This is a genomic window from Paraburkholderia sp., assembly GCF_047605525.1.
Classification (GTDB): domain Bacteria; phylum Pseudomonadota; class Gammaproteobacteria; order Burkholderiales; family Burkholderiaceae; genus Paraburkholderia.
The window spans coordinates 64,430-90,345 of record NZ_JASGFN010000025.1 but is presented as its reverse complement, the minus strand read 5'-3'; the positions used below and the strand labels follow the sequence as shown (position 1 = coordinate 90,345).

The window sequence follows — 25,916 nt, the reverse complement described above, 5'->3', positions numbered from 1 at the left end:
GCTAATCGCCATCAATTGCAACGCGAACGTGCGACAGATGACGGAAAAAGAGAAAAGTTGCTGCCAGTTTACCCAAAGTGCGGGGCTCCCAGCGAGCAGGCCGCGCGGATCATGCGACACAGGCAGCCAATCCGGAACGCTTCCTGCTTGGAAAGCAGCGTGAGGGTGTGTCGGGAGTGGCTGAAAACCGCTTGTGCGCCGGCTGAGCCCTTGGGCGCAAGCCGTGTTGCCGAAAAAACAGGGCACTGCCCGGCCGGGAGGCCGGACAAGTGAACCGGATGCATGTGGGGAGGACGGTCCCGGAACACGGGCCGAACGTTACGTAACCAGCGGCGCGCCAGGATCGCAAGCGGCGCGCGGGCTCGGATGATAGAAGAGGCGGCAATGGATACGGTACCCAATGGAAACGTCGAACAGAAGTTTCAGGAAATGCTGGCGAAGCTCACCGCTACGCCAGCCTGGACGGAAAAGCAGCAGCTCGAACTGGAGATGGCGCGCGACATTTCCACGGAAATGCTGCGACTCGCCGAGGTGATGCGCGACGGCACCGTCGACCTCGAAACCAGCCTGACGATGCTCAAGTACGCGAAGGTGCTCGACTTCGTGATGACGACGCTCGCGTCGCGACGCGATATCAAACCGCAGACGCTGCGGGTCATCTTCAAGCTCGCCGGGCTGAAAGTGGATGAAGCCTATCCGGGCTAGCATCCCCCGATCCCCCTGGCCTTGCCACCACATCGTTGCGAACCGCGAGCGGCTTTGCGCCGCTCGCCATGCAAAACCTCGCTGCCCTCCCTTTCGCCACGACGATCCGTCACGCACGCGGTGTTTCGACCGGCGGCGTGCCTTCATGAAATAGCGTCTTCAGTTGCGCGCGCAGTTCCGGCGAATCCGCATGCCGGTGAACGGCGACCGCATGCTGGACGGCGGCTTCGAGCAATTCGTTCTCGCTGTCGGCGGACAGCGCCACAGTGCAGTTCATTTCGCTCGGAAACTCGCGACAGTCGATGTATTTACGGCTCATGGCAACCTCCTTGATCGGGACGATCGGACTTTCCATCGGTTCGGCACGCGCGCGGCACGACGGCAACGCGCGCCGCAAGGCGCGCGTCGGGCGGCAAGGATGGTGATTTAAACGCGGGGAGCGACGCGAACAGCGTCCGATGGAAGGGGTTTGAAAAGTATAGTTCGCGTGGCTCGGGAGCCAAGCGGAGAACGCGCGCGCGGCAACGCCCCGGACGACTGAATCCAGTATTTTCCGGCCTGTCCGTGATGCCGGGGCGCGGGCAACCCCTTGCAACCCTTGGCGCCGCTATTTACGCGGCATTTGTCCAGCGTCTGCACGCGTTTGCCCCGCATCGCGCGCGGTGTGACAATAGCGCCCTTCGCGCCGCCTGTTCCTCCCGCTCACCCGCAGAACCGCATGCCATCCTCGCTCGATTCCGTCCGCGTCGCCGTGATCGGCGGCGGCCCCGCCGGCCTGATGGCCGCCGAAACGATTGCCCGGCTTGCCCGGCGCGGCGTGCAAGTCCACGTGTATGACGCAATGCCGTCCGTCGGCCGCAAATTCCTGATGGCGGGCAAAGGCGGCATGAACATCACGCATTCGGAATCGCTCGAGCCATTTCTCGACCGCTACGGCGCGCGCCGCGCATGGATCGCGCCGCTTCTCGACGCGTTCGGCCCCGACGCGTTACGCGCGTGGCTAGGTGAGCTGGGTATCGAGACCTTCGTCGGCAGTTCCGGGCGCGTCTTCCCGTCCGACATGAAAGCCGCGCCGATGCTGCGCGCGTGGCTGCACCGGCTGCGCGAAGCGGGTGTGCATTTCCATATGCGCCACAAGTGGAGCGGCTGGGCGTCGGCTTCCGGCGATACCGCCACGCATCAGCTCCGTTTCGACACACCCGCCGGCGAGCAGACCGCAGGCTGCGACGCAGTGGTGTTCGCGCTCGGTGGCGCCAGTTGGCCGCGCCTCGGTTCCGATGCCGCGTGGGTCCCGCTGATGGCCACGCGCGACGTACCGGTGATGCCGCTGCGGCCCTCGAACTGCGGCTTCGATGCGGACTGGAGCCCGTATCTGCGCGAGCGTTTCGCGGGTCAGCCGATCAAGCCGGTCGCGATCACGCTCACCGATGTAGACGAAAAAGTCCACAATCGACAAGGTGAAATACTTCTGACCGAAACCGGCCTCGAAGGGAGCCTGATTTATGCGTTGTCGGCACCGATCCGCGAGCGGATTCTCGCCGACGGCGAGCTCACGATCATGCTGGATCTCGCGCCAGGCTTGCCGCTCGAGCGGGTCGTCGAGGAAGTGACGCGGCCGCGCGGCTCACGGTCGATGTCGAGTCATCTACATGGCCGAATCGGTATTGGCGGGGTCAAGCTGGCGCTGCTGCACGAGATTCTGCCGAAGGAAGCGTTCACCGATGCGTCCGGTCTCGCGCACGCGATCAAGGCGCTGCCGGTGCGGCTCGTGCGGACGCGCCCGATCGAGGAAGCGATCAGCACCGCCGGCGGCATTCCGTTCGAAGCGCTGGACAGCAATCTGATGATCGAGCGGATGCCCGGCGCGTTCTGCGCGGGAGAGATGCTCGACTGGGAAGCGCCGACCGGCGGTTATCTGTTGACCGCGTGTTTTGCCAGCGGAGTGGTTGCGGGTCGGGGGGTTTGTGCGTATCTGGAGGCGCGCGGCGCTTGGGCGTGACGCCGGGGCATGACTTATGCGCCTCGAAGCCGCGACGTAACGAACGATCACCCCGCCTGCGCCTTCAACCGCCACAACGACGTGACCTCGGCCGCTCGCGCCGCATATAGCGGATCGGTTTTATCACTCGCCTTCGGGTGCCGCGGACGAATATCCTCGCGCCCCGCCACCGTCAGCCCTGCATTATCGATCGCGGCAAGCAGCCACTCGCGCGTGCGCAAACCCAGGTGCTCGGCAAAATCCGAAATGATCAGCCAGCCCTCGCCGCCCGGCGTCAGATGATCGGCAAGGCCGTTCAGGAAACCGAGCAGCATCCGGCTGTCCGGATCGTAGACCGCGTATTCGAGCGGCGACGCGGGCCGCGCCGGTACCCACGGCGGATTACAGATCACAAGCGGCGCCCGCCCCTCGGGAAACAGATCGGCCTGCACGACCTCGACCTGCTGCGCGTACCCGAGGCGCGCGAGGTTGTCCCGCGCGCATGCGAGTGCACGCGAATCCTGATCGGTCGCGACGATCCGCTTCACGCCGCGTTTGGCAAGCAACGCGGCCAACACACCGGTGCCGGTGCCGATATCGAATGCCATATCGAGCGAAGGCAGCGGCGTGCGCGCGACGAGATCCACGTACTCACCGCGCACCGGCGAAAACACGCCGTAATGCGGATGGATGCGTTCGCCGAGTGCCGGAATCTCGACGCCCTTCTTGCGCCATTCGTGCGCGCCGATCAACCCCAGCAGTTCGCGCAGCGACACGACCGACGCCTCACCGGTGACCGGCCCATAGGCTTCGGTACAGGCCTGCCGCACGTCGGGCGCGCGGCGCAGAGCAATGCCGTAGTCGGCGTCGAGCGGGATCAGGATCATGCCGAGCGTACGCGCGCGCTGCGATTGCGCCTGCCGATGCAGGTTGAATGCATCGAGCGGCGTCGCGCCCTGCTTGCGCGGCTTGCGTTCGAGCCGGCGCGTGACCGCCTGCAGCAACTGGCGCGCGTTCTGGAAGTCGCCGTGCCACAGCAGCGCGGTGCCTTCGCAGGCGAGACGGTAGGCCGAATCGGCGGTAGTGCGATCATCGGCGACGACGACGCGCTTCGGCGGCGGCACGGCCGCCTCGGAACGCCAACGCGCGGTGCGCGGGCCGTCGGCTTCGGGCCAGGTGAGAGTTGCGGGGCTGGTCATGGTGAGATGAGATCGATGTTGCGTCGCCGGGGACGTGGGGCGCCGCGGCGAGCCTGAAGCTCCGCTGGCCACATAGCCATACCGGGCGACGCCCGAATAGTACCGTACCGGTGCCGCGAGACTTCGCGACGCGGCATTCACCGACTGCGCGGATAAGGTGAGTTCAGGCGCGCCGAATTTAGACAAAAAAGTCCATTATCGACAAGGTGAAAGAGATATTGTGATTTTTGGGCCATTCCGAGGCTCACCTCACGCGTGTGAAACCGTCGAAAAAGCGGGATGTCCCGTATCTGGCCGCCTCCGCCCATGTCAACGCCAGAAATGAAAAAGCGCCGGCGGGTACGCGCCCCGTCGACGCCCTGCCACATCAGCCAGTCAGCAACCGAGTTGTACGTGGTACCCGCGATCACCACGTTTCGTGGTTGTCTGTCTCATGCCTAAGTTGTCTGATCAGAGATAAGAAGGAGCAAACCGGGGCCTCGCGAAATCCCGGCTCGAACGGTCGCTTTTTTGGGACGCCCCAGCGGGCTTTTTAGTAGCAGGGCCAAAAAAAGAAAAACCCCGCGGACTCAATCTCGCGGGGTTTTCTGGGCAATGCCGGGTACTACGACGGGTAACGCAAACTGGTGCCGGCTGCAGGACTCGAACCCGCCACCTCATGATTACAAGTCAAGCGCTCTACCTGATGAGCTAAGCCGGCATGAGGCCGTGATTCTACTTCATTTCACGATCTTAAGGCGAGCCCTTCCGCCGCCTTTCGACCCATCGTCGTCGGGCTGCGGTTTGTCCGCGGTGTCGGTGGTCTCGGCCGGATCGGCCTGCGACGTTTCGACCGCGCGCGGAGCCGCCGGCGTTTCGGCTTCGTCCGCTGCGTCCGCACCCGAATCCTGCGCTTCACCGCCCGCCGATTCGACCGGGAATGCCATGCCTTGGCCGTTCTCGCGCGCATAAATCGCGAGAATATTGGCGACGGGCACCTCGATCTTGTGCGACTTGCCGGAGAAGCGCGCGTTGAACTCGACCCACTCGTTGCCCATCTGCAACTGGCTGGTCGCCTCGAAGCTGATGTTCAGCACGATCTCGTTGTCGCGCACGAACTGACGCGGCACGCGCGTCTGATTGTCGACGCGAACCGCGATGTGCGGGGTGTAGCCGTTATCCGTGCACCACTCGTAGAGCGCGCGCAGCAGATAAGGCTTCGTGGAAATCTCTTGCATCAACAGTCCTCTTGCGGGCGCGGGCGCGCATCAGACCGATGCCGCACCCGCGCTCCTGAGCCAAACTCAACGACGCATCACCTTTTCCGACGGCGTCAGCGCTTCGATATAAGCCGGGCGGCTGAAAATGCGCTCGGCGTACTTCATCAGCGGCGCGGCATTCTTCGACAGCTCGATGCCATAGTGATCGAGACGCCACAGGAGCGGCGCGATCGCGACGTCGAGCATCGAGAACTCTTCGCCCAGCATGTACTTGTTTTTCAGGAAGATCGGCGCGAGCTGCGTCAGGCGATCGCGGATCGCGAGGCGCGCCTTCTCGTGATTCTTCTCGGCCGCCTTGCCTTTTTCGTTCTCGAGCGTGCCGACGTGGACAAACAGTTCCTTCTCGAAGTTGAGCAGGAAAAGACGGGCACGCGCGCGCTGCACCGGGTCGGCCGGCATCAGTTGCGGGTGCGGGAAACGCTCGTCGATGTACTCGTTGATGATGTTCGATTCGTACAGGATCAGGTCCCGTTCGACGAGGATCGGCACCTGACCGTACGGATTCATCACGGCGATGTCTTCCGGCTTGTTGAACAGGTCGACGTCGCGGATCTCGAAGTCCATGCCCTTTTCGAACAACACCAGCCGGCAACGCTGGGAGAACGGGCAAGTTGTGCCGGAATACAGAACCATCATATTTACGTTTCCTCAAAAAGCTGAAGGGCCAGCGCGCGGAAAAACCGTTCAACAGGTCTTTCCTGGCGCCGGCCCCACGCCGTGTAGCGGCGTGATTATTTGATATCTTTCCAGTACGCGGCGTTCAGTCGCCAGGCGAAAAAGCTCAGGATGCCGAGGAACAACAGCACCCACACGCCGAGCTGCTTGCGGGTCTGCTGCGTCGGTTCGGACATCCATGACAGGTACGACACGAGGTCGGCCACAGCAGAATCATAATCTACCGGCGACATCGTCCCCGGCGTGAGCTGCTGGAAGCCGAGGAATTTGTGTACCGTTTCGCCGGTTTTTTCGTCGGTTTCGTCGCCGAATTTAGCCGCGCGCTGCCCCTGAAGCTGCCACAGCACGTGAGGCATGCTCACGTTCTCGTACACCAGATTGTTCCAGCCGGTCGGCCGTGTATCGTCGCGATAGAACGTGCGCAGATACGTGTACAGCCAGTCCTTGCCCCGCGCCCGCGCCTCCACCGACAGATCCGGCGGCGTCGCGCCGAACCATGCTTTCGCGTCGTCCGGGCGCATCGCCACGGTCATCGTGTTGCCGACCTTGTCGGTGGTGAACAGCAGGTTGGCCTGGATTTCGTTCGGCGTAATGCCGAGGTCGGTCAACCGGTTGTAGCGCATCAGGTTCGCGCTGTGGCAATTCAGGCAGTAGTTTACAAACAATTGCGCGCCGCGCTGCAAGGAAGCGAAATTGTTCGTGTTATCGGGCGCGCGGTCGAGCGGGAAATTCTCGTCCGCATGGACCGGCGCGGCCAGCAGCGCGAGCACCGTCGCGCCGACCAGCGCGCACGTCGAAAGCAGTTTTTTCATCTTCGTGTTCTCCTGGCTCGCGATTAGTGAGGCTTGAACCGCACCCGTTCCGGCGGCTGCTTGAACTTGCCAAGCCGCGTCCAGAACGGCATGCCGAGGAAAAACGCGAAGTAGATCAGCGCGCAGACCTGCGCGATCAGCGTCGAGGCCGGCGACGGCGGTTTCGTGCCGAGGAAGCCGAGCGTCAGGAACGCGAGCACGAAGATGCCGTAGAACACCTTGTGGAACAACGGCCGGTAGCGAATCGACCTGACCGGCGAGCGGTCGAGCCACGGCAGGAAGAACAGCGAAATCACCGCGCTGCCCATCACCACGACGCCCCAGAACTTCGATTCGGTGAAGGCCATCGCGACGATCACGAGCACCGCGAGCAACGGCAGACCGAGCCGCCACTTGCCGCGCGCGCGTATCAGCGCGAGCACCCCGAGCAGCGCGATCACGATCATCAGTACGATCTTGAACGGATCGGTGGTTGCGCGCAGCATCGCATAAAACGCGGTGAAGTACCACACCGGCGCAATTTCCGGCGGCGTTTGCAGCGGATTCGCGGGAATGAAGTTGTTCGCTTCAAGGAAGTACCCGCCCATTTCCGGCGCGAAAAAGATGATCGCCGCGAAGATCAGCAGGAAGATCGTCACGCCCATGAAGTCGTGCACCGAGTAATACGGGTGGAACGGAATGCCGTCGAGCGGCACGCCGTCCGGTCCCTTCTTCGCCTTGATCTCGATGCCGTCCGGGTTGTTCGACCCTACTTCGTGCAGCGCCACCAGGTGCGCGATCACGAGGCCGACCAGCACCAGCGGAATCGCGATCACGTGAAACGCGAAGAAGCGGTTCAGCGTGACGTCCGACACGACATAGTCGCCGCGAATCCACAGCGACAGGTCCGGTCCGATGAACGGAATCGCCGAGAACAGGTTCACGATCACCTGCGCGCCCCAGAACGACATCTGGCCCCACGGTAGCAGGTAGCCGAAGAACGCCTCGGCCATCAGGCACAGGAAGATCAGGCAGCCGAAGATCCACACCAGTTCGCGCGGCTTGCGGTACGAGCCGTACATGAGCCCGCGGAACATGTGCAGATACACGACGACGAAGAACATCGACGCGCCCGTGGAGTGCATGTAGCGGATCAGCCAGCCCCACGGCACCTCGCGCATGATGTACTCGACCGACGAGAACGCGAGCGTCGCGTCGGGCTTGTAGTTCATCGTGAGGAAGATGCCGGTGACGATCTGGTTGACCAGCACCAGCAGGGCAAGCGAACCGAAGAAGTACCAGAAGTTGAAGTTCTTCGGCGCGTAGTACTCGGAAACGTGCTTCTTCCAGGTGGAAGTCATCGGGAAGCGCTGATCGATCCAGCCAGCCAGCCCGGTCGTCTCTACTTCGTGTTCGCTCGCCATTACGCTTCTCCTTTCTCGTCCTTCCCGATCACGAGGGCCGTCGGCGACGTGAACATGAAGCGTGGGATGTCGAGGTTTTGCGGGGCGGGTTTGTTCTTGAAGACGCGGCCGGCCATGTCGTAGGTCGAGCCGTGGCAAGGACACAGAAAGCCGCCGGGCCAGTCGTCGGGAAGATTGGCTTGCGGACCTTCCTGAAAGCGCGGCGTCGGCGTGCAGCCCAGATGCGTGCAAACGGCGACCGCGACCAGAAGATGCTTGTTCTCGGCGCGTGAACGGAATTCGTTGTTGCAGTAATCGGGCAACGGCATCGAGAACGGATTCTTCGTGTGGGGATCCGCCACCATGTTGTCCGCTTTCTGGACATCGGCGAGCATCCGGTCCGTGCGGTTGATGACCCACACCGGCTTGCCGCGCCAGGCGACGGTCATCATGTCGCCGGGCTTGAGACTACTGATATCGACTTCGACCGGGGCACCCGCAGCCTTGGCCTTCTCGGATGGTGCAAACGAACTAACAAAGGGTACGACGACGGCAACACCTCCTACGCCGCCTGCTACGGTCGTCGCTACCAGCCAGTTACGGCGGCTGCCATCGACGCGTTCATCTTCCTTGTCTCGCATCACACGCCCCACTTCTGAGTTGGATTTTTCCTTCACGTCGGTTCTACCGCCGCTAGTTTGCGCGAATGGAGTCGCCATTTACAAGGGCCGATTGCCAAAAACCGTGCGAACCCCTTGATAACTCAGGGTTTCTCCGTACCGATCGCAAACTTTTTCGCACCTCCTTTTAAGCGCCTTCTGCGCTATTCGTGCCTTTTTCTTCGTTAATGCAATTCGCACTTAAACAGGATTGGGGATATCGATAAAGAGATGCTCGATATCGAACGATTCGGACAGGTGCTTACCCACCGCCTGTACGCCGAAGCGCTCGGTCGCGTGGTGGCCCGCCGCGAGAAACGCGACCCCGCTCTCGGCCGCCGTGTGCATCACCGACTCCGACACTTCGCCGGTCACGTAGACGTCGACACTCGCGTTGATCGCCGCGTCGAACATGCCTTGCGCGGCACCCGTGCACCAGCCGATGCGGCGCAGTTCGCGATCCGGATCGCCGAACACGAGCGGCGCGCGCCCGAGCGTCTGCTCGATTTCCGCGGTGAGGTGCGACAGCGTGATCGGCATCGGCAACGTGGCGAGCCAGCCGAGATCGTTGTCGCCGAAACGCGCGTCGCTGATCCAGCCCATCTTCTCGCCGATCTGCGCGTTGTTGCCGAACTCGGGATGATCGTCGAGCGGCAGATGGTAGGCGAACAGGTTCAGGTCGTTCGCGAGCAGCAGCTTCAGGCGCGCGTGTTTGCGGCCGGTGATCTGCGGCGCCTCGTTGCGCCAGAAGTAGCCGTGGTGGACCAGCACCGCGTCCGCGCCCCAGTCGAGCGCGGCCTCCAGAAAGGCCACCGACGCGGTCACGCCGGTCGCGAGCTTGTTGATCCGGCGGCGCCCTTCCACCTGCAATCCATTGGGGCAGTAGTCCTTGAACCGGGCGATTTCAAGAAGGTTGTTCAAGTACAATTCAAGTTCAATCCGATCCATATATACCTCTAGTCTTCAGATGCTTAGACGCTTTTGGCTGTTATTTGCCCAAGCGGTGACCGTGCTGTTGGCGCTGATGTTCATCATCGCGACTCTCAAACCGCAGTGGCTCCAGCGTCAAGGGCAGTTCGGCAGGCAGCTCGCCGAACCGATCGTGGCGCTGCGGGAAGTGGCGCCGGGCATCGGCAATGGCCATGCCGAGGCGTCCTATGCGGATGCGGCGCAAAAGGCCATGCCCGCGGTCGTCAACGTATTCTCCAGCAAGGATGGCTCACTGCCTCCCGACCCGCGTGCGAAAGACCCGTTGTTCCGCTACTTCTTCGGCGACAGGAACAATCGCAAGCAGCAGGAGCAGCCCGCCTCGAACCTGGGTTCAGGCGTGATAGTGAGTTCGGAAGGTTACATTCTAACGAACCAGCACGTCGTGGACGGTGCCGACCAGATCGAAGTCGCGCTCGCCGACGGCCGCACCACCAGTGCAAAGGTGATCGGCATCGACCCCGAAACCGATCTGGCCGTACTCAAGATCAATCTGCCCAATCTGCCCACCATCACGCTCGGCCGCATGGAGCAGACGCATGTGGGCGACGTCGTGCTCGCAATCGGCAATCCGTTCGGCGTCGGCCAGACGGTGACGATGGGCATCGTCAGCGCGCTCGGGCGCAATCACCTCGGCATCAACACGTTCGAAAACTTCATCCAGACCGACGCGGCAATCAATCCCGGCAACTCCGGCGGTGCGCTGGTCGACGTGAACGGCAACCTGCTCGGCATCAACACCGCGATCTACTCGCGCTCGGGCGGCTCGCTCGGCATCGGCTTCGCGATTCCCGTGTCGACCGCGCGCAGCGTGCTCGAGAGCATCATCACGACCGGCTCGGTCACGCGCGGCTGGATCGGCGTCGAGCCGCAGGATGTGACGCCGGAAATAGCCGAGTCGTTCGGGCTCGATCAGAAATCGGGCGCAATCGTCGCCGGGGTGCTGAAGAGCGGCCCGGCCGACCGCGCGGGCATCAAGCCCGGCGACATCCTGGTCAGCGTCAACGGCCAGGAGATCACCGACACCACGCGTCTTCTGAATGTAATCGCGCAGATCAAGCCGGGTACGTCGGCGAAGGTGCATCTGGTACGCAAGGGCCGTCAGATTGATCTCGACGTGATGATCGGTAAGCGCCCGCCGCCGCCGAAGCAGCCGGACGACGACAACGGCGGCAGCGATCAGCCGGACGATGAAGGCGGCTGAAGGCTTAAAGAGACCGTCCGCGAATAAAAAAAGGCAGTTCCGAACGAACTGCCCTTGTCATTTCAGCTCACACGAACTCAACTCGACGGCGGACTCGCATCCTCGGCTACCGCCGCCTGCTTGCCGACGAACACCCGCGCCGCGATGATGCCGGCTTCGTACAGCACAATCAGCGGAACCGCGAGGATCAGTTGCGAAAACACGTCCGGCGGCGTCACGACGGCCGACACCACGAACGCGCCGACGATCACATACGGACGGATCTCCTTGAGCTTCTTCAGCGTAAGGATGTTCATGCGGACCAGCAGAACGACGACGATCGGCACCTCGAACGTCACGCCGAATGCGATGAACATCGTCAGCACGAAGCTCAGGTAATTGTCGATATCTGTCGTCATTTCCGCGCCGAGCGGCGCGTTGTAGTGCGCCATCACGCGGAAGATGGTCGGGAACACGACGAAGTACGCGAACGCCATCCCGCACAGGAACAGCGTGTAGCTGCTCGCCACCAGCGGCGCGATCAGTTTCTTCTCGTGCTGGTACAGCCCGGGCGCGACGAACGCCCAGATCTGATACAGCACGACCGGCAGCGCGATCACGAACGCGACCAGCATCGTCACCTTCATCGGCACGAAGAACGAGCCGGTGACGTCGGTGACGATCATCTTGCCGTCCTTCGGCAGATTCATCATCAGCGGACGCGCGAGCAGTCGGAAGATGTCCGGCGCCCAGTACACGAGCCCGATGAACACGACGATAACCGCGAGGCCCGCCCGGATGATGCGGTCACGCAATTCGACGAGGTGGGAAATGAAGGTCTCTTCGGCGCCTTCGTTCTGGGATTGCTGGGGGTCGCTCACACCGGCCCTCGGTTAGAGATTGTCGTTCTGATCATCAGAAGAACCGCGTCGGACGACGCAGGCTGGCGGGCGTATGCCGCGCGACGCGCGCGGCGCCCGACTGCACGCGCGTGCGGCGCATGCTTGCACGCTTGTACCAGGTGGGCGTGGCGCTCTGCCTGACGCGCCAGTTCTTGCGTTTGGGCGCGGCCGCCGGCGTACTCACCGGCCACGACGTGGCGCCCGTGGTGCCGCCGCCAGCGTCTTCGAGCGCGCCGCCGGCGATGCTCGGCGACACCGACGTACCGCTGTTCCACGCTTCGTTCAGCTCGTTCTCATGCTTGCGCAGATTGTCCTGAACCGCGCTTTCGACATTGCTCGCGGCCTTCTCGAACTCGGTCTTCATGCGCCGCAGTTCGTCGAGCTCGATTTCGCGCGTGACCTCGGCCTTCACGTCGTTGATGTACCGCTGCGCGCGGCCGAACAGCGCGCCGGCCGTGCGAGCGACACGCGGCAGGCGCTCAGGCCCGAGGACGACCAGTGCGACGACGCCGATCAGCGCCATCTTGGTTAGACCGAGGTCCAGCATGAAGTGGAATGTCCGTCAGTAATGCGGAAGCGGCGTGAACGCCGCGGCTTAGCGGTAATCGCTCGAGTGCGGCGTCTTTTCCTTCGCCTCGACGTCCACCGCGCCGTTGCGCGGCAGTTCGCGCTGCTGCTGCGTATCCGCCGCCGGCGATTCCGCTTCCTTCATGCCTTCCTTGAAACCCTTCACCGCGCCGCCCAGATCGGTGCCGATGTTGCGCAGTTTCTTCGTGCCGAACACGAGCGCCACGATCAACAACACGATCAACCAATGCCAAATGCTCAACGAACCCATGACTACTCTCCTTAACTCCGACACCGTATCGCGATGCGGAAAATTTCGTGCGCCTTGCGGCATAACCTGAAGCGCGGGCGCCTGATCTCCTGCTTCATTCCCCGCTTTGTCTCCCTACATCCCTACGTTACCGCACGCCGGCCTGCCTTGCTTCCGATGCCCCACCGCCAATCGATGGCATTCATTGTGGCCTCACGACCGCGTCGACGTTATTACAGATGCGGCAAAAACAACGGCTGCGCCATTGTCCTCGACCTCGCCGCTCAGCCCATGCGTTGCCAGGGACGCGGCCCCGCGAGAATGTGCGCGTGCAGGTGATACACCTCCTGCCCTCCGCCCGGACCGGTATTAATGACCGTGCGAAAACCCGTTTCGCCGCCGGTGTACGCAACCCCGAGCTGGTCGGCCAGACGCGCGGTCAAGACGAGCATTCTACCAAGCAGAGGCGCGTCGCTTTCGGTGCAGTTCGACAGTGTTGCGATGTGCTTGCGCGGGATCACCAGCACATGGGTTTCGGCCGCCGGACGGATGTCGCGAAAGGCGACGAACTCGTCGTCTTCGTGGACTTTGGTCGACGGGATTTCGCCTGCGGCGATCTTGCAGAAAAGACAGCTCGGATCGTGACTCATCGTATTCCTGACGCGGTAGGACTGAAGCGCGAAGCGACGAGGTCTTACCTGAAAACCGGCCCGATAAAACGGGCCGGACGGCGCTCAGACCCAGCCGCGCGGATTCGCGAACGGCTTGTTATCGTACAGATAGAGCCAGCCTTTGATAATACGGTACAACATCCAGATGCTGACGGCCCACAACACCGGAATGCCGATCAGCACGAGCAGCAGCAGGGCGCCGATCGCGTAGCCGACGAGCCCCATCCAGAACGTGCGGATCTGCCATTCGAAATGCGCTTCGTACGGTGTGCCGGCCACGTCCGCCCGCTTCACGTAGTTGATGATGATCGCGATCAGAATGGTCAGCCCGCCCGTCAGCCAGTGGACCGCATAGAGCCCGTACAGCACGTGCGTGAGCGTGCGCAGGCTGCGCTCGCGTTCAGGCTCCATCGCGTTGCGGTAGACCGGCGGCGGATAGCTTCCTTGCGACTGTTCCATGCTTGCGTCCTCCCGAGGGTGCATTTACCGCAATATGGGCGCCGGCGTTCACGACTTCAAGCGCAACCGCCCGTTTGCCGCGCTCAGTTATCGCCCAGGTGACGCTCAGTCGCCGTTCTGCTCGCGCTCGCGGCTCTTGCGCAGCGCCTTTTCCTCGATGCCCGACAGGCCTTCCCGGCGCTCGAGTTCGGCGATCACGTCGGCCGGGCTCAGATCGAAATGCGACAGCATCACGAGGCAGTGAAACCACAGGTCCGCGACCTCGCCGACCAGCGCCTTCGGCGCGCCGCCGTGGCGCGCGTCCTTCGCGGCCAGCACGACTTCGGTGGCTTCCTCGCCGATCTTTTTCAGCACCGCGTCGTCGCCCTTGTGGAACAGGCGCGACACGTACGAGATGTCCGGATCGCCGCCCTTGCGGCTGTCGATGATCGCCGCGAGACGCAGCAGCGTGTCGGACGTAGAGGCGGACGAAGCTTCGTTTTGCGTGGATTGCGTCATTTGTAGATGTGTTCGGGGTCTTTCAGCACGGGATCGACGGCCTGCCAGTCGCCGTCGTCCACCGAGCCTTCGAATTTCTGGAAAAAGCACGAGTGGCGGCCGGTGTGGCATGCGATGCCCGACACCTGCTCCACCTTCAGCAGCACGACGTCTTCGTCGCAGTCGAGCCGCACTTCATGCACGTGCTGCACGTGGCCGGACTCCTCGCCCTTGAACCACAGGCGCTGGCGCGAGCGCGAGAAGTACACCGCGCGGCCGGTTTCGACGGTCTTCGCCAACGCTTCGCGGTTCATCCACGCGAACATCAGCACGTCGTTCGTCGACGCTTCCTGCGCGATCACCGGCACGAGGCCGTTCGCGTCCCATTTGACCTTGTCGAGCCAGTTCACTGCCGAGGGATTCGTCACGTCACAACCTCACCGAAATGCCCTGATCGGCCATGAAGCGCTTGGCCTCGCCGACCGTGTGTTCGCCGTAGTGGAAAATGCTCGCGGCAAGCACCGCGTCCGCGTGGCCGCTTTTGATGCCGTCGGCCAGATGCTGCAGGCTACCGACGCCGCCCGACGCGATCACCGGCACCGGCACCGCGTCCGAGACCGCGCGCGTCAATGCGATATCGAAACCGCTTTTGGTGCCGTCGCGGTCCATGCTGGTCAGCAAAATTTCGCCCGCGCCGAGTTCGGCCATCCTGCGCGCCCATTCGACCGCATCGAGCCCGGTCGCCTTGCGGCCGCCATGCGTGAACACTTCCCAACGCGGCGTTTCACCGTCCGCCGACACGCGCTTCGCGTCGATCGCGACGACGATGCACTGCGAACCGTATTTGCCGGTAGCGTCCTTCACGAGCTGCGGGTTCGCGACCGCCGACGAGTTCATGCTGATCTTGTCCGCGCCCGCATTGAGCAGGCGCCGCACGTCTTCGACCGCGCGCACGCCGCCGCCGACCGTCAGCGGAATGAACACCTGCGAGGCGACCGCTTCGATGATCGGCAGGATCAGGTCGCGCTGATCCGAAGTCGCGGTGATGTCGAGGAAGGTGAGTTCGTCGGCGCCCTGATCGTCGTACCGGCGCGCGATTTCGACCGGGTCGCCCGCGTCGCGCAACTCGACGAAGTTGACGCCCTTGACCACGCGGCCGGCGGTGACGTCGAGACAGGGAATGATGCGTTTAGCTAGAGCCATGATCTTGCAATTCTGCCAATACCGCTGATGAGGCCGCTCGCCCGGGGGCTTGCGGCACGGTGCCGGCGCGACAAGGCGTGTCAGCCGCGTCGCGCCGCGAAAGGAGTTCCGGCCGGGCGCCGGCAAGATCCCGGAAATTTCGTATGCGACGCGCGCGGCACATGAACCGTTGCGCGGATAACGCCGGTCAGGCGTCGTCCGATTCGCGCAGCCGGTCCGCGAGCGTTTGCGCCGCCGCGAAGTCGAGGTCGCCCGAATAGATTGCGCGGCCGCAGATCACGCCTTCGATCCCCTCGTCTTCGACTTCGCACAACGACTCGATGTCCGCGAGATTCGACAGACCGCCGCTCGCGATCACCGGAATCTTCACCGCGCGCGCGAGGCGCACCGTCGCTTCGATGTTGATGCCTTGCAGCATGCCGTCGCGGCCGATGTCGGTGTAGATGATCGATTCGCAGCCGTAGTCCTCGAACTTGCGCGCGAGGTCGGCCACTTCGTGACCGGTCAGCTTGCTCCAGCCGTCGGTCGCGACCTTGCCGTCTTTCGCGTCGAGGCCGACGATGATGTGGCCGCCGAACGCGGTGCAGGCGTCCTGCAGAAAGCCGGGATTCTTTACCGCGGCCGTGCCGATGATCACGTAGGACAGGCCGTCGTCGAGATAGCGCTCGATCGTGTTCAGGTCGCGGATGCCGCCGCCCAGTTGCACGGGAATCTCGCCGCCCACTTCATCGATGATCGCCCGGATTGCATCGCCATTCTTCGGCTTGCCGGCGAACGCGCCATTCAGATCGACGAGATGCAAGCGCCGCGCGCCGCGGTCGACCCAATGTCGGGCCATTGCCGCCGGTTCCTCGGAGAAAATCGTCGCCTGGTCCATATCGCCCTGTTTGAGGCGTACACACTGACCATCTTTCAGGTCGATGGCGGGAATCAGCAGCATAGCAATCGGGTGGTGTCTGGGGGTGGGTTGAAGGTCGGCGGCGGCGGCTGGTCAGCCAGCCCGCCGCAACGCCGTTTCGCTAGTTTAGTACAACTCTTTCGGCGCTCCAGCGGGATGCCGGTCCGACGCGAAACCTTGGCGCCGCGCTCGTGGCGCGCGGCAACGGAATGAAGAAAAGCGTTCACGGGTTCCAGTGCACGAAGTTGCGATACACGCGCAAACCCGCCTCGGCGCTCTTTTCAGGGTGGAATTGGGTGGCGAAGATGTTATCCCGCGCTACCGCCGAGGTAAAGGTCACGCCGTAGACCGTTTCGCCCGACGTATGCGCGGGGTTGTCCGGCACCACGTAATAGCTGTGCACGAAGTAGAAGAACGCATTGTCGGCGACGCCGTCCCACAGCGGATGCGGCTCTACCTGACGCACGCGGTTCCAGCCCATCTGCGGGACCTTGAAGCGCGAGCCGTCGTCCTGCACCTGGCCTTCGAGCTCGAAGCGCACCACCTTGCCGGGCAACAGACCCAGACCCGGCGTGCCACCCTCGGCGCTCCAGTCGAACAGCATCTGCTCGCCGACGCACACGCCCATCAGCGGCTTGCCGCGCGACGCCTCGACGACCGCTTCCTGCAAGCCGGATGCACCAAGACTGCGCATGCAGTCGGGCATCGCGCCCTGGCCGGGCAGCACGACGCGATCGGCCGCGCGGATCGCTTCCGGCCGGTCGACGATCGCCACGTCCGCTTCCGGCGCGGCCTTGCGCAAAGCCTGGGCGACCGAACGCAGGTTGCCCATTCCGTAATCCACAATCGCTATCGAAGTTTTCATTTCAGGTTTGGCCGCCATGCCTCCGATCCATCGATGCCGGCGCGCGGCGTCGAACGACGGTTGCCGGCCCGCGCGGTGCTGCCCGATGAGTTGCCGAAGGTGAATGGCGTGAAGACGCTAGAGGCGATGAAAGACGATTAGAGGCTGGTTAAAAGCCTGTTAAAGGCTACCCTTGGTCGACGGAATCTGTCCGGCCGCGCGCTCGTCGAGTTCGACGGCCATGCGCAGCGCGCGCCCGAACGCCTTGAACACCGTTTCGAGCTGATGATGGGCGTTGATACCGCGCAGATTGTCGATATGCAGCGTCACGCCGGCATGGTTCACGAAGCCGCGGAAGAATTCGATCGACAGGTCGACGTCGAACGTGCCGATGCGCGCGCGCGTGAACGGCACATGGAATTCGAGGCCCGGACGGCCGGAAAAATCGATCACGACGCGCGACAGCGCTTCGTCGAGCGGCACGTAGGAATGACCGTAGCGGCGGATGCCCTTGCGATCGCCGATCGCCTTCGCGACGGCCTGGCCGAGCGTGATGCCGGTATCTTCCACCGTATGGTGGTCGTCGATATGCAGGTCGCCATGCGCTTCGATCTCGAGGTCGAACAGCCCGTGGCGGGCGATCTGGTCGAGCATGTGGTCCAGGAACGGCACGCCGGTGGCCAGCTTCTGCTGACCGGTGCCGTCCAGGTTGATCTTCACACGGATCTGCGTTTCGCTGGTGTTGCGAACGACTTCCGCAAGGCGCATGGTAATTCCTCGAATCTCGCTAGAAAGCGCTGGTAAGTGGGGGGAGAAACGGCGGGCCGCCGGGTGTTCCGGATCGGTGCTGCGAATCAGCGCAGCACCAGTTTCAGCCCGGCGAGCAACTGGGCGTTTTCTTCCGGGGAACCGACGGTCAAACGCACGCAATTGGCCAGCAATGGATGCATTTTACTCACGTTTTTGATCAGAACCCGCGCGGTCAGCAGGGTTTCGAACAGTACGGACGCATCGGGCACCCGCACCAGCAGGAAGTTGCCGGCGCTCGGGAACACTTCGGCGCCCGGCAGCACGGCCACCGCCTGCGCGAGTTTCGCGCGCTCGTCGCGCAATTGCGCGGCCTGTGCGTCGAGCACGCCGACGTGGTCGAGCAGGAAATCGGCGGCGGCCTGCGTGAGCACGTTGGTGTTGTACGGCGGGCGCACCTTGTCGAACTCGGTGAGCCACGCGGGTTTGCCGACCAGATAACCGAGGCGGATGCCGGCAAGGCCCAGCTTCGACACCGTGCGCATCACGACGACGTTGTCGAACTGGTCGGCGCGCGGCAGCCAGCTCTTCTGCGCGAACGGCTGATACGCCTCGTCGATCACGACGAGGCTCCTGTCCGCCGCGGCGATGATGCGCTCGATGTCGGCATCGTCGAACAGCGTGCCGGTCGGATTGTTCGGATACGCGAGATAGACGATCGCCGGCTCGTGTTCGGCGATCGCCGCGAGCATCGCCTCGGTGTCGAGCGTGAAGTCGGCCGCGAGCGGCACGCCGACGAATTCGAGATTCGCGAGCTTCGCGGACATCTGATACATGACGAAACCCGGCACCGGCGCGAGCACCTTCGCACCCGGCTTCGCGCAGGCGACCGACATGATGCTGATGATTTCATCCGAGCCGTTGCCGAGCAGCACGTCGCAGCCGGCCGGCACGCCCATCACGTGCCGGATCCGCTCGATCAGCGCCTCCGGACGGGGCGCCGGATAGCGGTTCAGCGCGACGCCGGCCAGACGCTCGCCGAGATGCGCGGCGAGTTCCGGCGGCAGCGGAAACGGGTTTTCCATCGCGTCGAGCTTGATGAAGCCCGTGGCGTCCGGAACCGGATAGCTCGTCATTGCGAGCACGTCGCGGCGAATGATGTCTTGAGGTGTCGTCATAGGTTCGTGGGCCGGCCCGCGGCGAAACGCTGGCCTGGTGTCGGCGGCGTGTGGCCGCGCTGGTTGGTCTCTGTTGTCGTTATTAAACGGGCGGCTGGGCGCGATCTGTCGCTCGAACGGGCGAAAGTGGGAAAAGCGGGGGAAACGGCCGGTTCATCGGAAACGTACGGGAATCGCCAGAGCCGGGCCGACGCCCGCCTGCCCTGCTGCATCCGCCACCTTCCGGCCCGGCTTCGCCGCCGCTGTCAGTGGTACGCCTCAGCCGCGTTCGTTGTTGTTCTGCCGCATCCGGTATTCGGCGCTGCGCGCATGCGCTTGCAGGCCTTCGCCATACGCGAGTTCGGCGGCGATCTCGCCGAGCGTCTGCGCGCCTTCCGCGCTGACTTCGATCAGGCTCGAGCGCTTGAAGAAATCATAGACGCCGAGCGGCGACGAAAACCGCGCGGTACGCGACGTAGGCAGCACGTGGTTCGGGCCCGCGCAATAGTCGCCGAGGCTCTCGCTCGTGTAGCGGCCAAGGAAGATCGCGCCGGCATGGCGGATCAGCTGCGCCCACTGATGCGGTTCGAGCGCCGAGATTTCGAGGTGCTCCGGCGCGATGTCGTTGACGATCGCGCAGGCTTCGGCCATGTCGCGCACCTTGATGAGCGCGCCGCGATTCTCGAGCGACGTGCGGATCACGTCGTGGCGCGGCATCGCCGGCAGCAGTTCGTCGATCGCTTCCCGCACGCGCGCGATGAACGCGTCGTCCGGGCACAGCAGGATCGACTGCGCGAGCTCATCGTGCTCGGCCTGCGAGAACAGGTCCATCGCGACCCAGCGCGGATCGGTCGTGCCGTCGCACAGCACGAGGATTTCCGACGGTCCGGCAATCATGTCGATGCCGACCGTGCCGAACACGCGGCGCTTGGCCGACGCGACGTACGCGTTGCCGGGGCCGCAGATCTTGTCGACCGCGGGCACGCTCTGCGTGCCGTACGCGAGCGCGCCCACTGCCTGCGCGCCGCCGATCGTGAACACGCGGTCCACCCCGCCGAGCAGCGCCGCGGCCAGCACGAGCGGATTCTTCACGCCGTCCGGCGTCGGCACGACCATGACGATCTCGCGCACGCCGGCCACCCGCGCCGGAATCGCGTTCATCAGCACCGACGACGGATACGCCGCCTTGCCGCCCGGCACGTAGATACCCGCGCGATCGAGCGGCGTGACCTTCTGGCCGAGCACCGTGCCGTCGGCCTCGGTGTACTGCCAGCTATGGCTGCCGCACTCGATCTTCTGCTTCTCGTGATAGCCGCGCACCCGCGCCGCCGCCGCTTCGAGCGACGCGCGCCGCTTCGGCTCGAGACTTTCGAGCGCCGCCTCGAGCTCCGACATCGGCAGCTCGAGCTCGGCGACGCGCCGGGCATCGAGGCGATCGAAGCGGTTCGTGTACTCGAGCACCGCCTCGTCGCCGCGCGCCTTCACGTCGTTCAGAATCTGCGCGACCGAGCGCTCGATGGCTTCGTCTTCGCTCGCCTCGAACGCGAGCACCGCGTGCAGCGACTTGTGGAAGTCGGAAGCGGTGGAATCGAGTTTGCGAATCTTGATAGACATACAGGTATCCGTTTCGGTAAGGCGCTCAGTCGCGGCGTGATCGGAGTGCCATCGTCAGTCAGGCCGCCGGAGCGCCGGCTTTCGACGACGCATTGGCAAACGCGTCGAGAATCGGCCGCAATGCGGCGCGCTTCAGTTTCAGCGCCGCCTGGTTCACAACGAGGCGCGACGAAATCTGCATGATCTCCTCCACCTCGACGAGATTGTTGGCGCGCAAGGTATTGCCCGAGCTCACCAGATCGACGATCGCGTCGGCGAGGCCGACCAGCGGCGCCAGTTCCATCGAACCGTACAGCTTGATCAGATCGACGTGCACGCCCTTGGCGGCAAAATGCTCGCGCGCGGTCTCAACATACTTGGTCGCGACGCGCAGGCGGGCGCCCTGGCGCACCGCGTTCGCATAATCGAAACCCGCTGCCACCGCGACCGACATGCGGCAGCGCGCAATCTCCAGATCGACCGGCTGATACAGGCCGCTGCCGCCATGCTCGAGCAGCACGTCCTTGCCGGCCACGCCGAAATCGGCCGCGCCGTACTCGACGTAGGTCGGCACGTCGGTCGCGCGCACGATGATCACGCGCAGGTTCGGATCCGTGGTCGGCAGGATCAGCTTGCGCGACGTTTCCGGGTCTTCCGCGACTTCGATGCCGGCCGCCGCGAGCAGCGGCAGCGTTTCCTCGAAGATACGCCCTTTCGACAACGCGAGCGTGAGCGGCGCGCTCACCGCCGGCGCCGACGACGTTTGCGGCATCGAGCTCATGCGTCGCTCCCGGCGACACGGCGCACTTTCGCGCCGATCGCGTTGAGCTTCGCTTCCATGCGGTCGTAGCCGCGGTCGAGGTGATAGATGCGGTCGATCAGCGTCTCGCCCTCGGCGCGCAGCGCGGCGATCACGAGACTCGCGGACGCGCGCAGATCGGTGGCCATGACCATCGCGCCGGACAGCTTGCCGACGCCGTTCACGAGCGCGGTATTGCCGTCGATCGTGATGCTCGCGCCGAGACGGTTCAGCTCCTGCACGTGCATGAAGCGGTTTTCGAAGATTGTCTCGACGACCTGCGACGTACCCTCCGCGATCGCGTTCAGCGCCATGAACTGCGCCTGCATGTCGGTCGGAAACGCCGGGTATTCGGAGGTGCGGAACGTCACCGCGCTCGGACGCCTGTCCATGCGCACGCGCATCCAGTCGTCACCCTCCTCGACCGTCACGCCCGCTTCGCGCAGCTTTTCGGTCACGGCTTCGAGCAGCAACGGACGCATCTTGCGCAGCGTGACGTCGCCGCCGGCGGCCGCGACCGCGCACAGGAACGTGCCCGCTTCGATGCGGTCCGGGATCACCGCGTGCTTCGCGCCGTGCAGCCTGTCGACGCCCTGGATCAGGAGGCGGTCGGTGCCGATGCCGTCGATTTGCGCGCCCATCGCGACGAGCAGATGCGCGAGGTCGACGACTTCCGGCTCGCGCGCGGCGTTCTCGATGACCGTCTCGCCGTCGGCCAGCACCGCGGCCATCAGCAGGTTCTCGGTGCCGGTCACGGTAATCATGTCGGTGACGATGCGCGCGCCCTTCAGACGCTTCGCGCGCGCTTCGATGAAGCCGTGCTCGATCGTGATTTCGGCGCCCATCGCCTGCAGGCCCTTGATGTGCTGATCGACCGGTCGCGCGCCGATCGCGCAGCCGCCCGGCAGCGACACGCGCGCATGACCGAAGCGCGCGACGAGCGGGCCGAGCACGAGGATCGACGCGCGCATGGTCTTCACCATCTCGTACGGCGCGACGAGGTTGTCGACCTTCGACGCGTCGAGCGCCACGCGCCCTTCGCCTGCCTCGATGCGCACGCCCATCTGGCCGAGCAGCTTGAGCATCGTGCGCACGTCCTGCAGATCGGGCACGTTCTCCAGATGCACCGGCTCGGCGCTCAAGAGACCCGCGCACAGGATCGGCAATGCCGCGTTCTTCGCACCCGAGACGACCACTTCACCGGAGAGCGGGTAGCCACCTTCAATGATGAGTTTATCCATGCCTGTCGGTTCCTGATCGGCCGGGGTCGCGCCCGGACCTGCTTTGTCTGTGTTCGGCGCGCCGCTCGCGGCGTCGCGCCCTTCCTGAGTAATTCGCACTAAATTTCCAGAGTTACGCGTTCTGCCATTCGGCGGGCGTCAGCGTCTTCATGCTGAGCGCGTGGATTTCTTCGCGCATGCGGTCGCCGAGCGCCGCGTACACGAGTTGATGTCGCTGGATCAGGCGCTTGCCCTCGAAGTTCGGCGAGACGATCGTCGCAAAGAAATGCTGACCGTCGCCTTCGACTTCGAGATGCTCGCACGCGAGCCCAGCCGCGATGTACTGCCTGACCTGTTCGGGAGTCGGTAGCATGAGAGAAGCTCCTCGTCAGTGGCGCAGCTTGTAGCCAGTAGCGAGCATGCGCATCGCCACCGCCGCCAGCACCACGAAGAAACCGGCGACGATCGCGAGGCTCACGAGCGGGTCGATGTCCGACACGCCGAAAAAGCCATAGCGAAAGCCGTCGATCATGTAGAAAAACGGATTGAGCCGCGACACTTCGCGCCACCCCGGCGGCAGTGTATGCGTCGAATAGAACACGCCCGAGAGGAACGTGAGCGGCATGATCAGGAAGTTCTGGAACGCGGCGAGCTGGTCGAACTTCTCGGCCCAGATACCGGCGATCAGACCGAGCGTGCCGAGAATCGCCGCGCCGAAAAGCGCGAACAGGATGATGTAGAACGGCGCGCTGAAGCTGAGCGGCACGAACCAGATCGTCACGATGAACACGCCGAAGCCGACACATAGACCGCGCGCGAGCGCCGCGAGCACATAGGCGGCGAACATCTCGTAGTGCGACAGCGGCGGCAGCAGCACGAACACGAGGTTGCCGGTGATCTTCGACTGGATCAGCGAGGACGAACTGTTCGCGAACGCGTTCTGCAACACGCTCATCATCACGAGACCCGGGATCAGGAAGCTCGTGTACTCGACACCCGGATAGACCTGCACGTGGCCACGCAACGCATGGCCGAAGATCGTCAGATACAGCAGTGCGGTAATGACCGGCGCGAGCACGGTCTGGAACGCTACCTTCCAGAAACGCAGCAGTTCTTTGTAAAACAGCGTGTTAAATCCACTGTAACCGCTCATGCGAGCCCCTCGATCACTTCCGGACCGTTCATCACCTGAACGAATACGTCTTCGAGGTCGGCCTTGCGGACCTCGATTTCTTCGAATGTGCAACCGGCCGCGCGGCATTGCGCGAGGATGCGCTCGACGTCGTCGTAGCTCGTCAGACGCAGCAGATGCTGGCGGCCGTTACCGTTGCCCGCGCCGCTTTCCGCCTCGAGCGGACGCAGCTCGGCGGGCAACACGCCCTGCGCGAAGCGCACGAACAGCTGCATGCCGGCAAAGCGCTGCAGCAGCGTGCTGGTGCGATCGAGCGCGACCACCTCGCCACGGCGCAGCATCGCGATGCGGTCGCACAGCGATTCGGCTTCTTCGAGATAGTGGGTGGTCAGCACGATCGTGTGACCTTCGCGATTGAGGCGGGAGATGAATTTCCACAGCGTTTGGCGCAGCTCGACGTCGACCCCGGCGGTCGGCTCGTCGAGCACGATCACGGGCGGCCGGTGCACCAGCGCCTGCGCGACCAGCACGCGGCGCTTCATGCCGCCCGACAGCGCGCGCATGTTGGCGTCGGCTTTGTCGGTGAGATCGAGATTGGCCATGATCTCGTCGATCCACGCGTCGTTGTTGCGCAGACCGTAGTAGCCCGACTGGATGCGCAAGGTTTCGCGCACGGTGAAAAACGGATCGAACACGAGTTCCTGCGGCACCACGCCAAGCGCGCGGCGCGCGTTGCGAAAATCGCCGACGACGTCGTGACCGCGCACCGCGATGCTGCCTTCGTCGGCGCGCGTGAGGCCGGCCAGAATGCTGATGAGCGTCGTTTTGCCCGCACCGTTCGGACCGAGCAGTCCGAAGAACTCGCCTTCTTCGACCGTGAGGCTGACGCCCTTGAGCGCCTGCAAGTCCTTGTAGCGCTTCTTGACGTTACGAATTTCTATGGCTGACATGACTATGGGCCGCGCGCGTCGCGGCACCTGAAGTAGCCCCAATAGAGCTTTGTGGGGGCGAGCAAATGCTGGAAGAAACGGATTTGAGGCCGATTAGGGGCCAATTCAGAGCCCCAAAAAACGTTTGATTATAGGGCAAAAACTGGCACCCCCGGCCTGGCCGGAAGGATGGGAGACGACGCCTGGGGAGCGTCAATGTCGCGCCGACGCAACTCCACGCGTGGGCAGAAGGGTATCGACGCCGTAGGCTTGCGCGAGGCTGGCGAGACCAGCCGGCAGATTGACGATTTCAAACGTGACGCCGCGCGCGGCGGCGGCCCGCACCCACGCGAGCAGCACCGCGAGCGCGGACGAATCGAACTGCGTGAGCGGCGCGCAATCGACGCCGCCCGCGCCCGCCGCGATGCGTTGCAGACCTGCCGCGAGCGCGGCTTTCGCGCTCGCGTGGGTCAGCGTCGCGCCGCTTTCGAAACGGCTCGCGACCGGGTTCAGCACTTCGCTCACGACTGCTTGCCCGCGGCGAGCTGCTGGTTACGCTGCGTGAGGAACTGGATCAGCCCGTCCACGCCCTTCTGCTGGATCTGTTCGTTGAACTGTTGCTGATACGCCTGGATCAGCCATGCGCCGAGCACGTTGATGTCATACACGCGCCAGCCCTGCGGCGTCTTGTACAGACGGTAATCGAGTTCGATCGGCTGGCCGTTGTTCATCACGACCGAGCGCACCACCGTGTCGGTGTCGTCCGGGCTCATGCGGAACGGCTTGTACTGGATCTGCTGGTCGCGAACCTGCGCGAGCGCGCCCGAATACGTACGGATCAGCAGCATCTTGAACTGCTCGACCACTTCGTTCTGCTGCTCGGGCGTGGCACTACGCCAGTTGCGGCCCATCGCAAGTTGCGTGGTGCGGCGGAAATCGGTGTACGGCAGGATCTTTTCGTTGACGAGACGCGTGATGTGCGAGATGTCGCCCTGCTGGATCGACTTGTCGCTGCGTATCGCGTCGATCACCTGCTGGGTGACGGTCTTGATCATCGCGTCCGGCGAGCTGGTGTCGACGCTTTGTGCCGACGCGCCCACACTGACGAACGAGAACAACGCGGCAAACAGTGGAATCAGGAAGAATTTTTTCATATTGAGCCTTGCCTCAAAAATAGTGCAACGGTTTGACCGACATTACCACGCGAGTTCGACGGCAATCCATGCGCA

Annotated in this window: 31 protein-coding genes and 1 tRNA gene; 3 read left to right on the top strand and 29 right to left on the bottom strand. The window is 63.7% G+C overall.

Features of this window, described 5'->3' with window-relative positions:
• Nucleotides 1-384 precede the first annotated feature (384 nt).
• Nucleotides 385-705: a DNA-binding protein gene (locus tag QM685_RS29320; RefSeq protein WP_415122022.1), complete on the top strand. Its 321-nt coding sequence runs from the start codon at nt 385-387 to the stop codon at nt 703-705.
• A gap of 109 nt (nt 706-814) precedes the next feature.
• Here QM685_RS29320 and QM685_RS29315 read toward each other — a convergent pair whose 3' ends face one another.
• Nucleotides 815-1,024, bottom strand: coding sequence for a DUF1059 domain-containing protein (locus tag QM685_RS29315; RefSeq protein WP_415122020.1), 210 nt, complete (start codon nt 1,022-1,024; stop codon nt 815-817).
• 399 nt (nt 1,025-1,423) lie between these two features.
• Between QM685_RS29315 and QM685_RS29310 the strand changes: the two genes are divergently transcribed.
• Nucleotides 1,424-2,704, top strand: a complete 1,281-nt coding sequence (locus tag QM685_RS29310) for a TIGR03862 family flavoprotein (protein WP_415122018.1) — start codon at nt 1,424-1,426, stop codon at nt 2,702-2,704.
• A gap of 47 nt (nt 2,705-2,751) precedes the next feature.
• Here the strand turns inward: QM685_RS29310 and QM685_RS29305 are convergent, their stop codons facing one another.
• The 8 genes from QM685_RS29305 to QM685_RS29270 form a co-directional block, all read right to left on the bottom strand.
• On the bottom strand, nt 2,752-3,882 hold the full coding sequence (locus tag QM685_RS29305; RefSeq protein WP_415122016.1) for a methyltransferase: 1,131 nt from the start codon (nt 3,880-3,882) through the stop codon (nt 2,752-2,754).
• Between the two features lie 624 nt (nt 3,883-4,506).
• Nucleotides 4,507-4,582, bottom strand: a tRNA-Thr gene (locus tag QM685_RS29300).
• Nucleotides 4,583-4,601: 19 nt separating this feature from the next.
• Nucleotides 4,602-5,099 (bottom strand): ClpXP protease specificity-enhancing factor, encoded by a 498-nt coding sequence (locus QM685_RS29295; protein WP_415122014.1) that lies wholly within the window; start codon nt 5,097-5,099, stop codon nt 4,602-4,604.
• Between the two features lie 66 nt (nt 5,100-5,165).
• Nucleotides 5,166-5,777: a glutathione S-transferase N-terminal domain-containing protein gene (locus QM685_RS29290; protein ID WP_006052302.1), complete on the bottom strand. Its 612-nt coding sequence runs from the start codon at nt 5,775-5,777 to the stop codon at nt 5,166-5,168.
• A gap of 95 nt (nt 5,778-5,872) precedes the next feature.
• Entirely contained in the window at nt 5,873-6,628 is a 756-nt protein-coding gene (locus QM685_RS29285; protein ID WP_415122010.1) for a cytochrome c1, read from the bottom strand.
• A gap of 23 nt (nt 6,629-6,651) precedes the next feature.
• Complete coding sequence (locus QM685_RS29280; protein ID WP_415122008.1) at nt 6,652-8,031, bottom strand: cytochrome b; 1,380 nt, start codon at nt 8,029-8,031, stop codon at nt 6,652-6,654.
• A complete protein-coding gene (gene petA / locus QM685_RS29275) occupies nt 8,031-8,651 on the bottom strand; it encodes a ubiquinol-cytochrome c reductase iron-sulfur subunit (RefSeq protein ID WP_415122078.1) in 621 nt (206 codons plus the stop codon). Before petA ends, QM685_RS29280 begins: the two co-directional genes overlap by 1 nt.
• A gap of 219 nt (nt 8,652-8,870) precedes the next feature.
• The gene (locus QM685_RS29270) at nt 8,871-9,617 is read right to left on the bottom strand and encodes a Nif3-like dinuclear metal center hexameric protein (RefSeq protein ID WP_415122006.1); all 747 of its coding nucleotides are present in this window, start codon (nt 9,615-9,617) and stop codon (nt 8,871-8,873) included.
• A gap of 19 nt (nt 9,618-9,636) precedes the next feature.
• Between QM685_RS29270 and QM685_RS29265 the strand changes: the two genes are divergently transcribed.
• Nucleotides 9,637-10,860 carry a Do family serine endopeptidase gene (locus tag QM685_RS29265; protein WP_415122004.1) on the top strand — a complete coding sequence of 408 codons (1,224 nt, stop codon included), beginning with the start codon at nt 9,637-9,639 and terminating at the stop codon, nt 10,858-10,860.
• A gap of 77 nt (nt 10,861-10,937) precedes the next feature.
• On the opposite strand, the gene tatC is transcribed toward QM685_RS29265, so the two are convergent.
• From tatC to QM685_RS29165, 20 genes are all read right to left on the bottom strand, one after another.
• Nucleotides 10,938-11,720, bottom strand: coding sequence for a twin-arginine translocase subunit TatC (tatC, locus tag QM685_RS29260; RefSeq protein ID WP_415122002.1), 783 nt, complete (start codon nt 11,718-11,720; stop codon nt 10,938-10,940).
• Between the two features lie 34 nt (nt 11,721-11,754).
• A complete protein-coding gene (gene tatB / locus QM685_RS29255) occupies nt 11,755-12,288 on the bottom strand; it encodes a Sec-independent protein translocase protein TatB (RefSeq protein ID WP_415122000.1) in 534 nt (177 codons plus the stop codon).
• Nucleotides 12,289-12,336: 48 nt separating this feature from the next.
• On the bottom strand, nt 12,337-12,579 hold the full coding sequence (tatA, locus tag QM685_RS29250; RefSeq protein WP_415121998.1) for a Sec-independent protein translocase subunit TatA: 243 nt from the start codon (nt 12,577-12,579) through the stop codon (nt 12,337-12,339).
• A 263-nt stretch (nt 12,580-12,842) separates the two neighbouring features.
• Nucleotides 12,843-13,208 carry a histidine triad nucleotide-binding protein gene (locus QM685_RS29245; RefSeq protein ID WP_415121996.1) on the bottom strand — a complete coding sequence of 122 codons (366 nt, stop codon included), beginning with the start codon at nt 13,206-13,208 and terminating at the stop codon, nt 12,843-12,845.
• Between the two features lie 84 nt (nt 13,209-13,292).
• Nucleotides 13,293-13,688 (bottom strand): DUF4870 family protein, encoded by a 396-nt coding sequence (locus tag QM685_RS29240; RefSeq protein ID WP_415121994.1) that lies wholly within the window; start codon nt 13,686-13,688, stop codon nt 13,293-13,295.
• A 105-nt stretch (nt 13,689-13,793) separates the two neighbouring features.
• A complete protein-coding gene (locus QM685_RS29235; RefSeq protein ID WP_415121992.1) occupies nt 13,794-14,186 on the bottom strand; it encodes a phosphoribosyl-ATP diphosphatase in 393 nt (130 codons plus the stop codon).
• Complete coding sequence (gene hisI, locus QM685_RS29230; RefSeq protein ID WP_090802086.1) at nt 14,183-14,593, bottom strand: phosphoribosyl-AMP cyclohydrolase; 411 nt, start codon at nt 14,591-14,593, stop codon at nt 14,183-14,185. The genes QM685_RS29235 and hisI overlap by 4 nt, the downstream gene beginning before the upstream one ends.
• 1 nt (nt 14,594) lies before the next feature.
• Complete coding sequence (hisF, locus tag QM685_RS29225) at nt 14,595-15,368, bottom strand: imidazole glycerol phosphate synthase subunit HisF (protein WP_415121990.1); 774 nt, start codon at nt 15,366-15,368, stop codon at nt 14,595-14,597.
• Between the two features lie 187 nt (nt 15,369-15,555).
• Nucleotides 15,556-16,308 (bottom strand): 1-(5-phosphoribosyl)-5-[(5-phosphoribosylamino)methylideneamino]imidazole-4-carboxamide isomerase, encoded by a 753-nt coding sequence (gene hisA, locus QM685_RS29220; protein ID WP_415121988.1) that lies wholly within the window; start codon nt 16,306-16,308, stop codon nt 15,556-15,558.
• Between the two features lie 181 nt (nt 16,309-16,489).
• Nucleotides 16,490-17,131 carry an imidazole glycerol phosphate synthase subunit HisH gene (hisH, locus tag QM685_RS29215; protein ID WP_415121986.1) on the bottom strand — a complete coding sequence of 214 codons (642 nt, stop codon included), beginning with the start codon at nt 17,129-17,131 and terminating at the stop codon, nt 16,490-16,492.
• A gap of 159 nt (nt 17,132-17,290) precedes the next feature.
• Nucleotides 17,291-17,878 carry an imidazoleglycerol-phosphate dehydratase HisB gene (gene hisB / locus QM685_RS29210; protein ID WP_013090696.1) on the bottom strand — a complete coding sequence of 196 codons (588 nt, stop codon included), beginning with the start codon at nt 17,876-17,878 and terminating at the stop codon, nt 17,291-17,293.
• 86 nt (nt 17,879-17,964) lie between these two features.
• Entirely contained in the window at nt 17,965-19,035 is a 1,071-nt protein-coding gene (hisC, locus tag QM685_RS29205) for a histidinol-phosphate transaminase (RefSeq protein WP_415121984.1), read from the bottom strand.
• 258 nt (nt 19,036-19,293) lie between these two features.
• The gene (hisD, locus tag QM685_RS29200) at nt 19,294-20,628 is read right to left on the bottom strand and encodes a histidinol dehydrogenase (protein ID WP_415121982.1); all 1,335 of its coding nucleotides are present in this window, start codon (nt 20,626-20,628) and stop codon (nt 19,294-19,296) included.
• Between the two features lie 58 nt (nt 20,629-20,686).
• A complete protein-coding gene (gene hisG, locus QM685_RS29195; protein ID WP_415121980.1) occupies nt 20,687-21,388 on the bottom strand; it encodes an ATP phosphoribosyltransferase in 702 nt (233 codons plus the stop codon).
• The gene (murA, locus tag QM685_RS29190; protein WP_415121978.1) at nt 21,385-22,647 is read right to left on the bottom strand and encodes a UDP-N-acetylglucosamine 1-carboxyvinyltransferase; all 1,263 of its coding nucleotides are present in this window, start codon (nt 22,645-22,647) and stop codon (nt 21,385-21,387) included. Before murA ends, hisG begins: the two co-directional genes overlap by 4 nt.
• Before the next feature lie 112 nt (nt 22,648-22,759).
• Complete coding sequence (locus tag QM685_RS29185) at nt 22,760-22,999, bottom strand: BolA family protein (protein ID WP_415121976.1); 240 nt, start codon at nt 22,997-22,999, stop codon at nt 22,760-22,762.
• Nucleotides 23,000-23,014: 15 nt separating this feature from the next.
• Entirely contained in the window at nt 23,015-23,779 is a 765-nt protein-coding gene (locus QM685_RS29180) for an ABC transporter permease (RefSeq protein ID WP_415121974.1), read from the bottom strand.
• Complete coding sequence (locus tag QM685_RS29175) at nt 23,776-24,708, bottom strand: ABC transporter ATP-binding protein (protein WP_415121972.1); 933 nt, start codon at nt 24,706-24,708, stop codon at nt 23,776-23,778. Before QM685_RS29175 ends, QM685_RS29180 begins: the two co-directional genes overlap by 4 nt.
• Before the next feature lie 192 nt (nt 24,709-24,900).
• Nucleotides 24,901-25,212: an STAS domain-containing protein gene (locus QM685_RS29170; protein WP_415121970.1), complete on the bottom strand. Its 312-nt coding sequence runs from the start codon at nt 25,210-25,212 to the stop codon at nt 24,901-24,903.
• A complete protein-coding gene (locus QM685_RS29165; RefSeq protein ID WP_415121968.1) occupies nt 25,209-25,841 on the bottom strand; it encodes an MlaC/ttg2D family ABC transporter substrate-binding protein in 633 nt (210 codons plus the stop codon). The genes QM685_RS29170 and QM685_RS29165 overlap by 4 nt, the downstream gene beginning before the upstream one ends.
• Nucleotides 25,842-25,916: the final 75 nt, after the last annotated feature.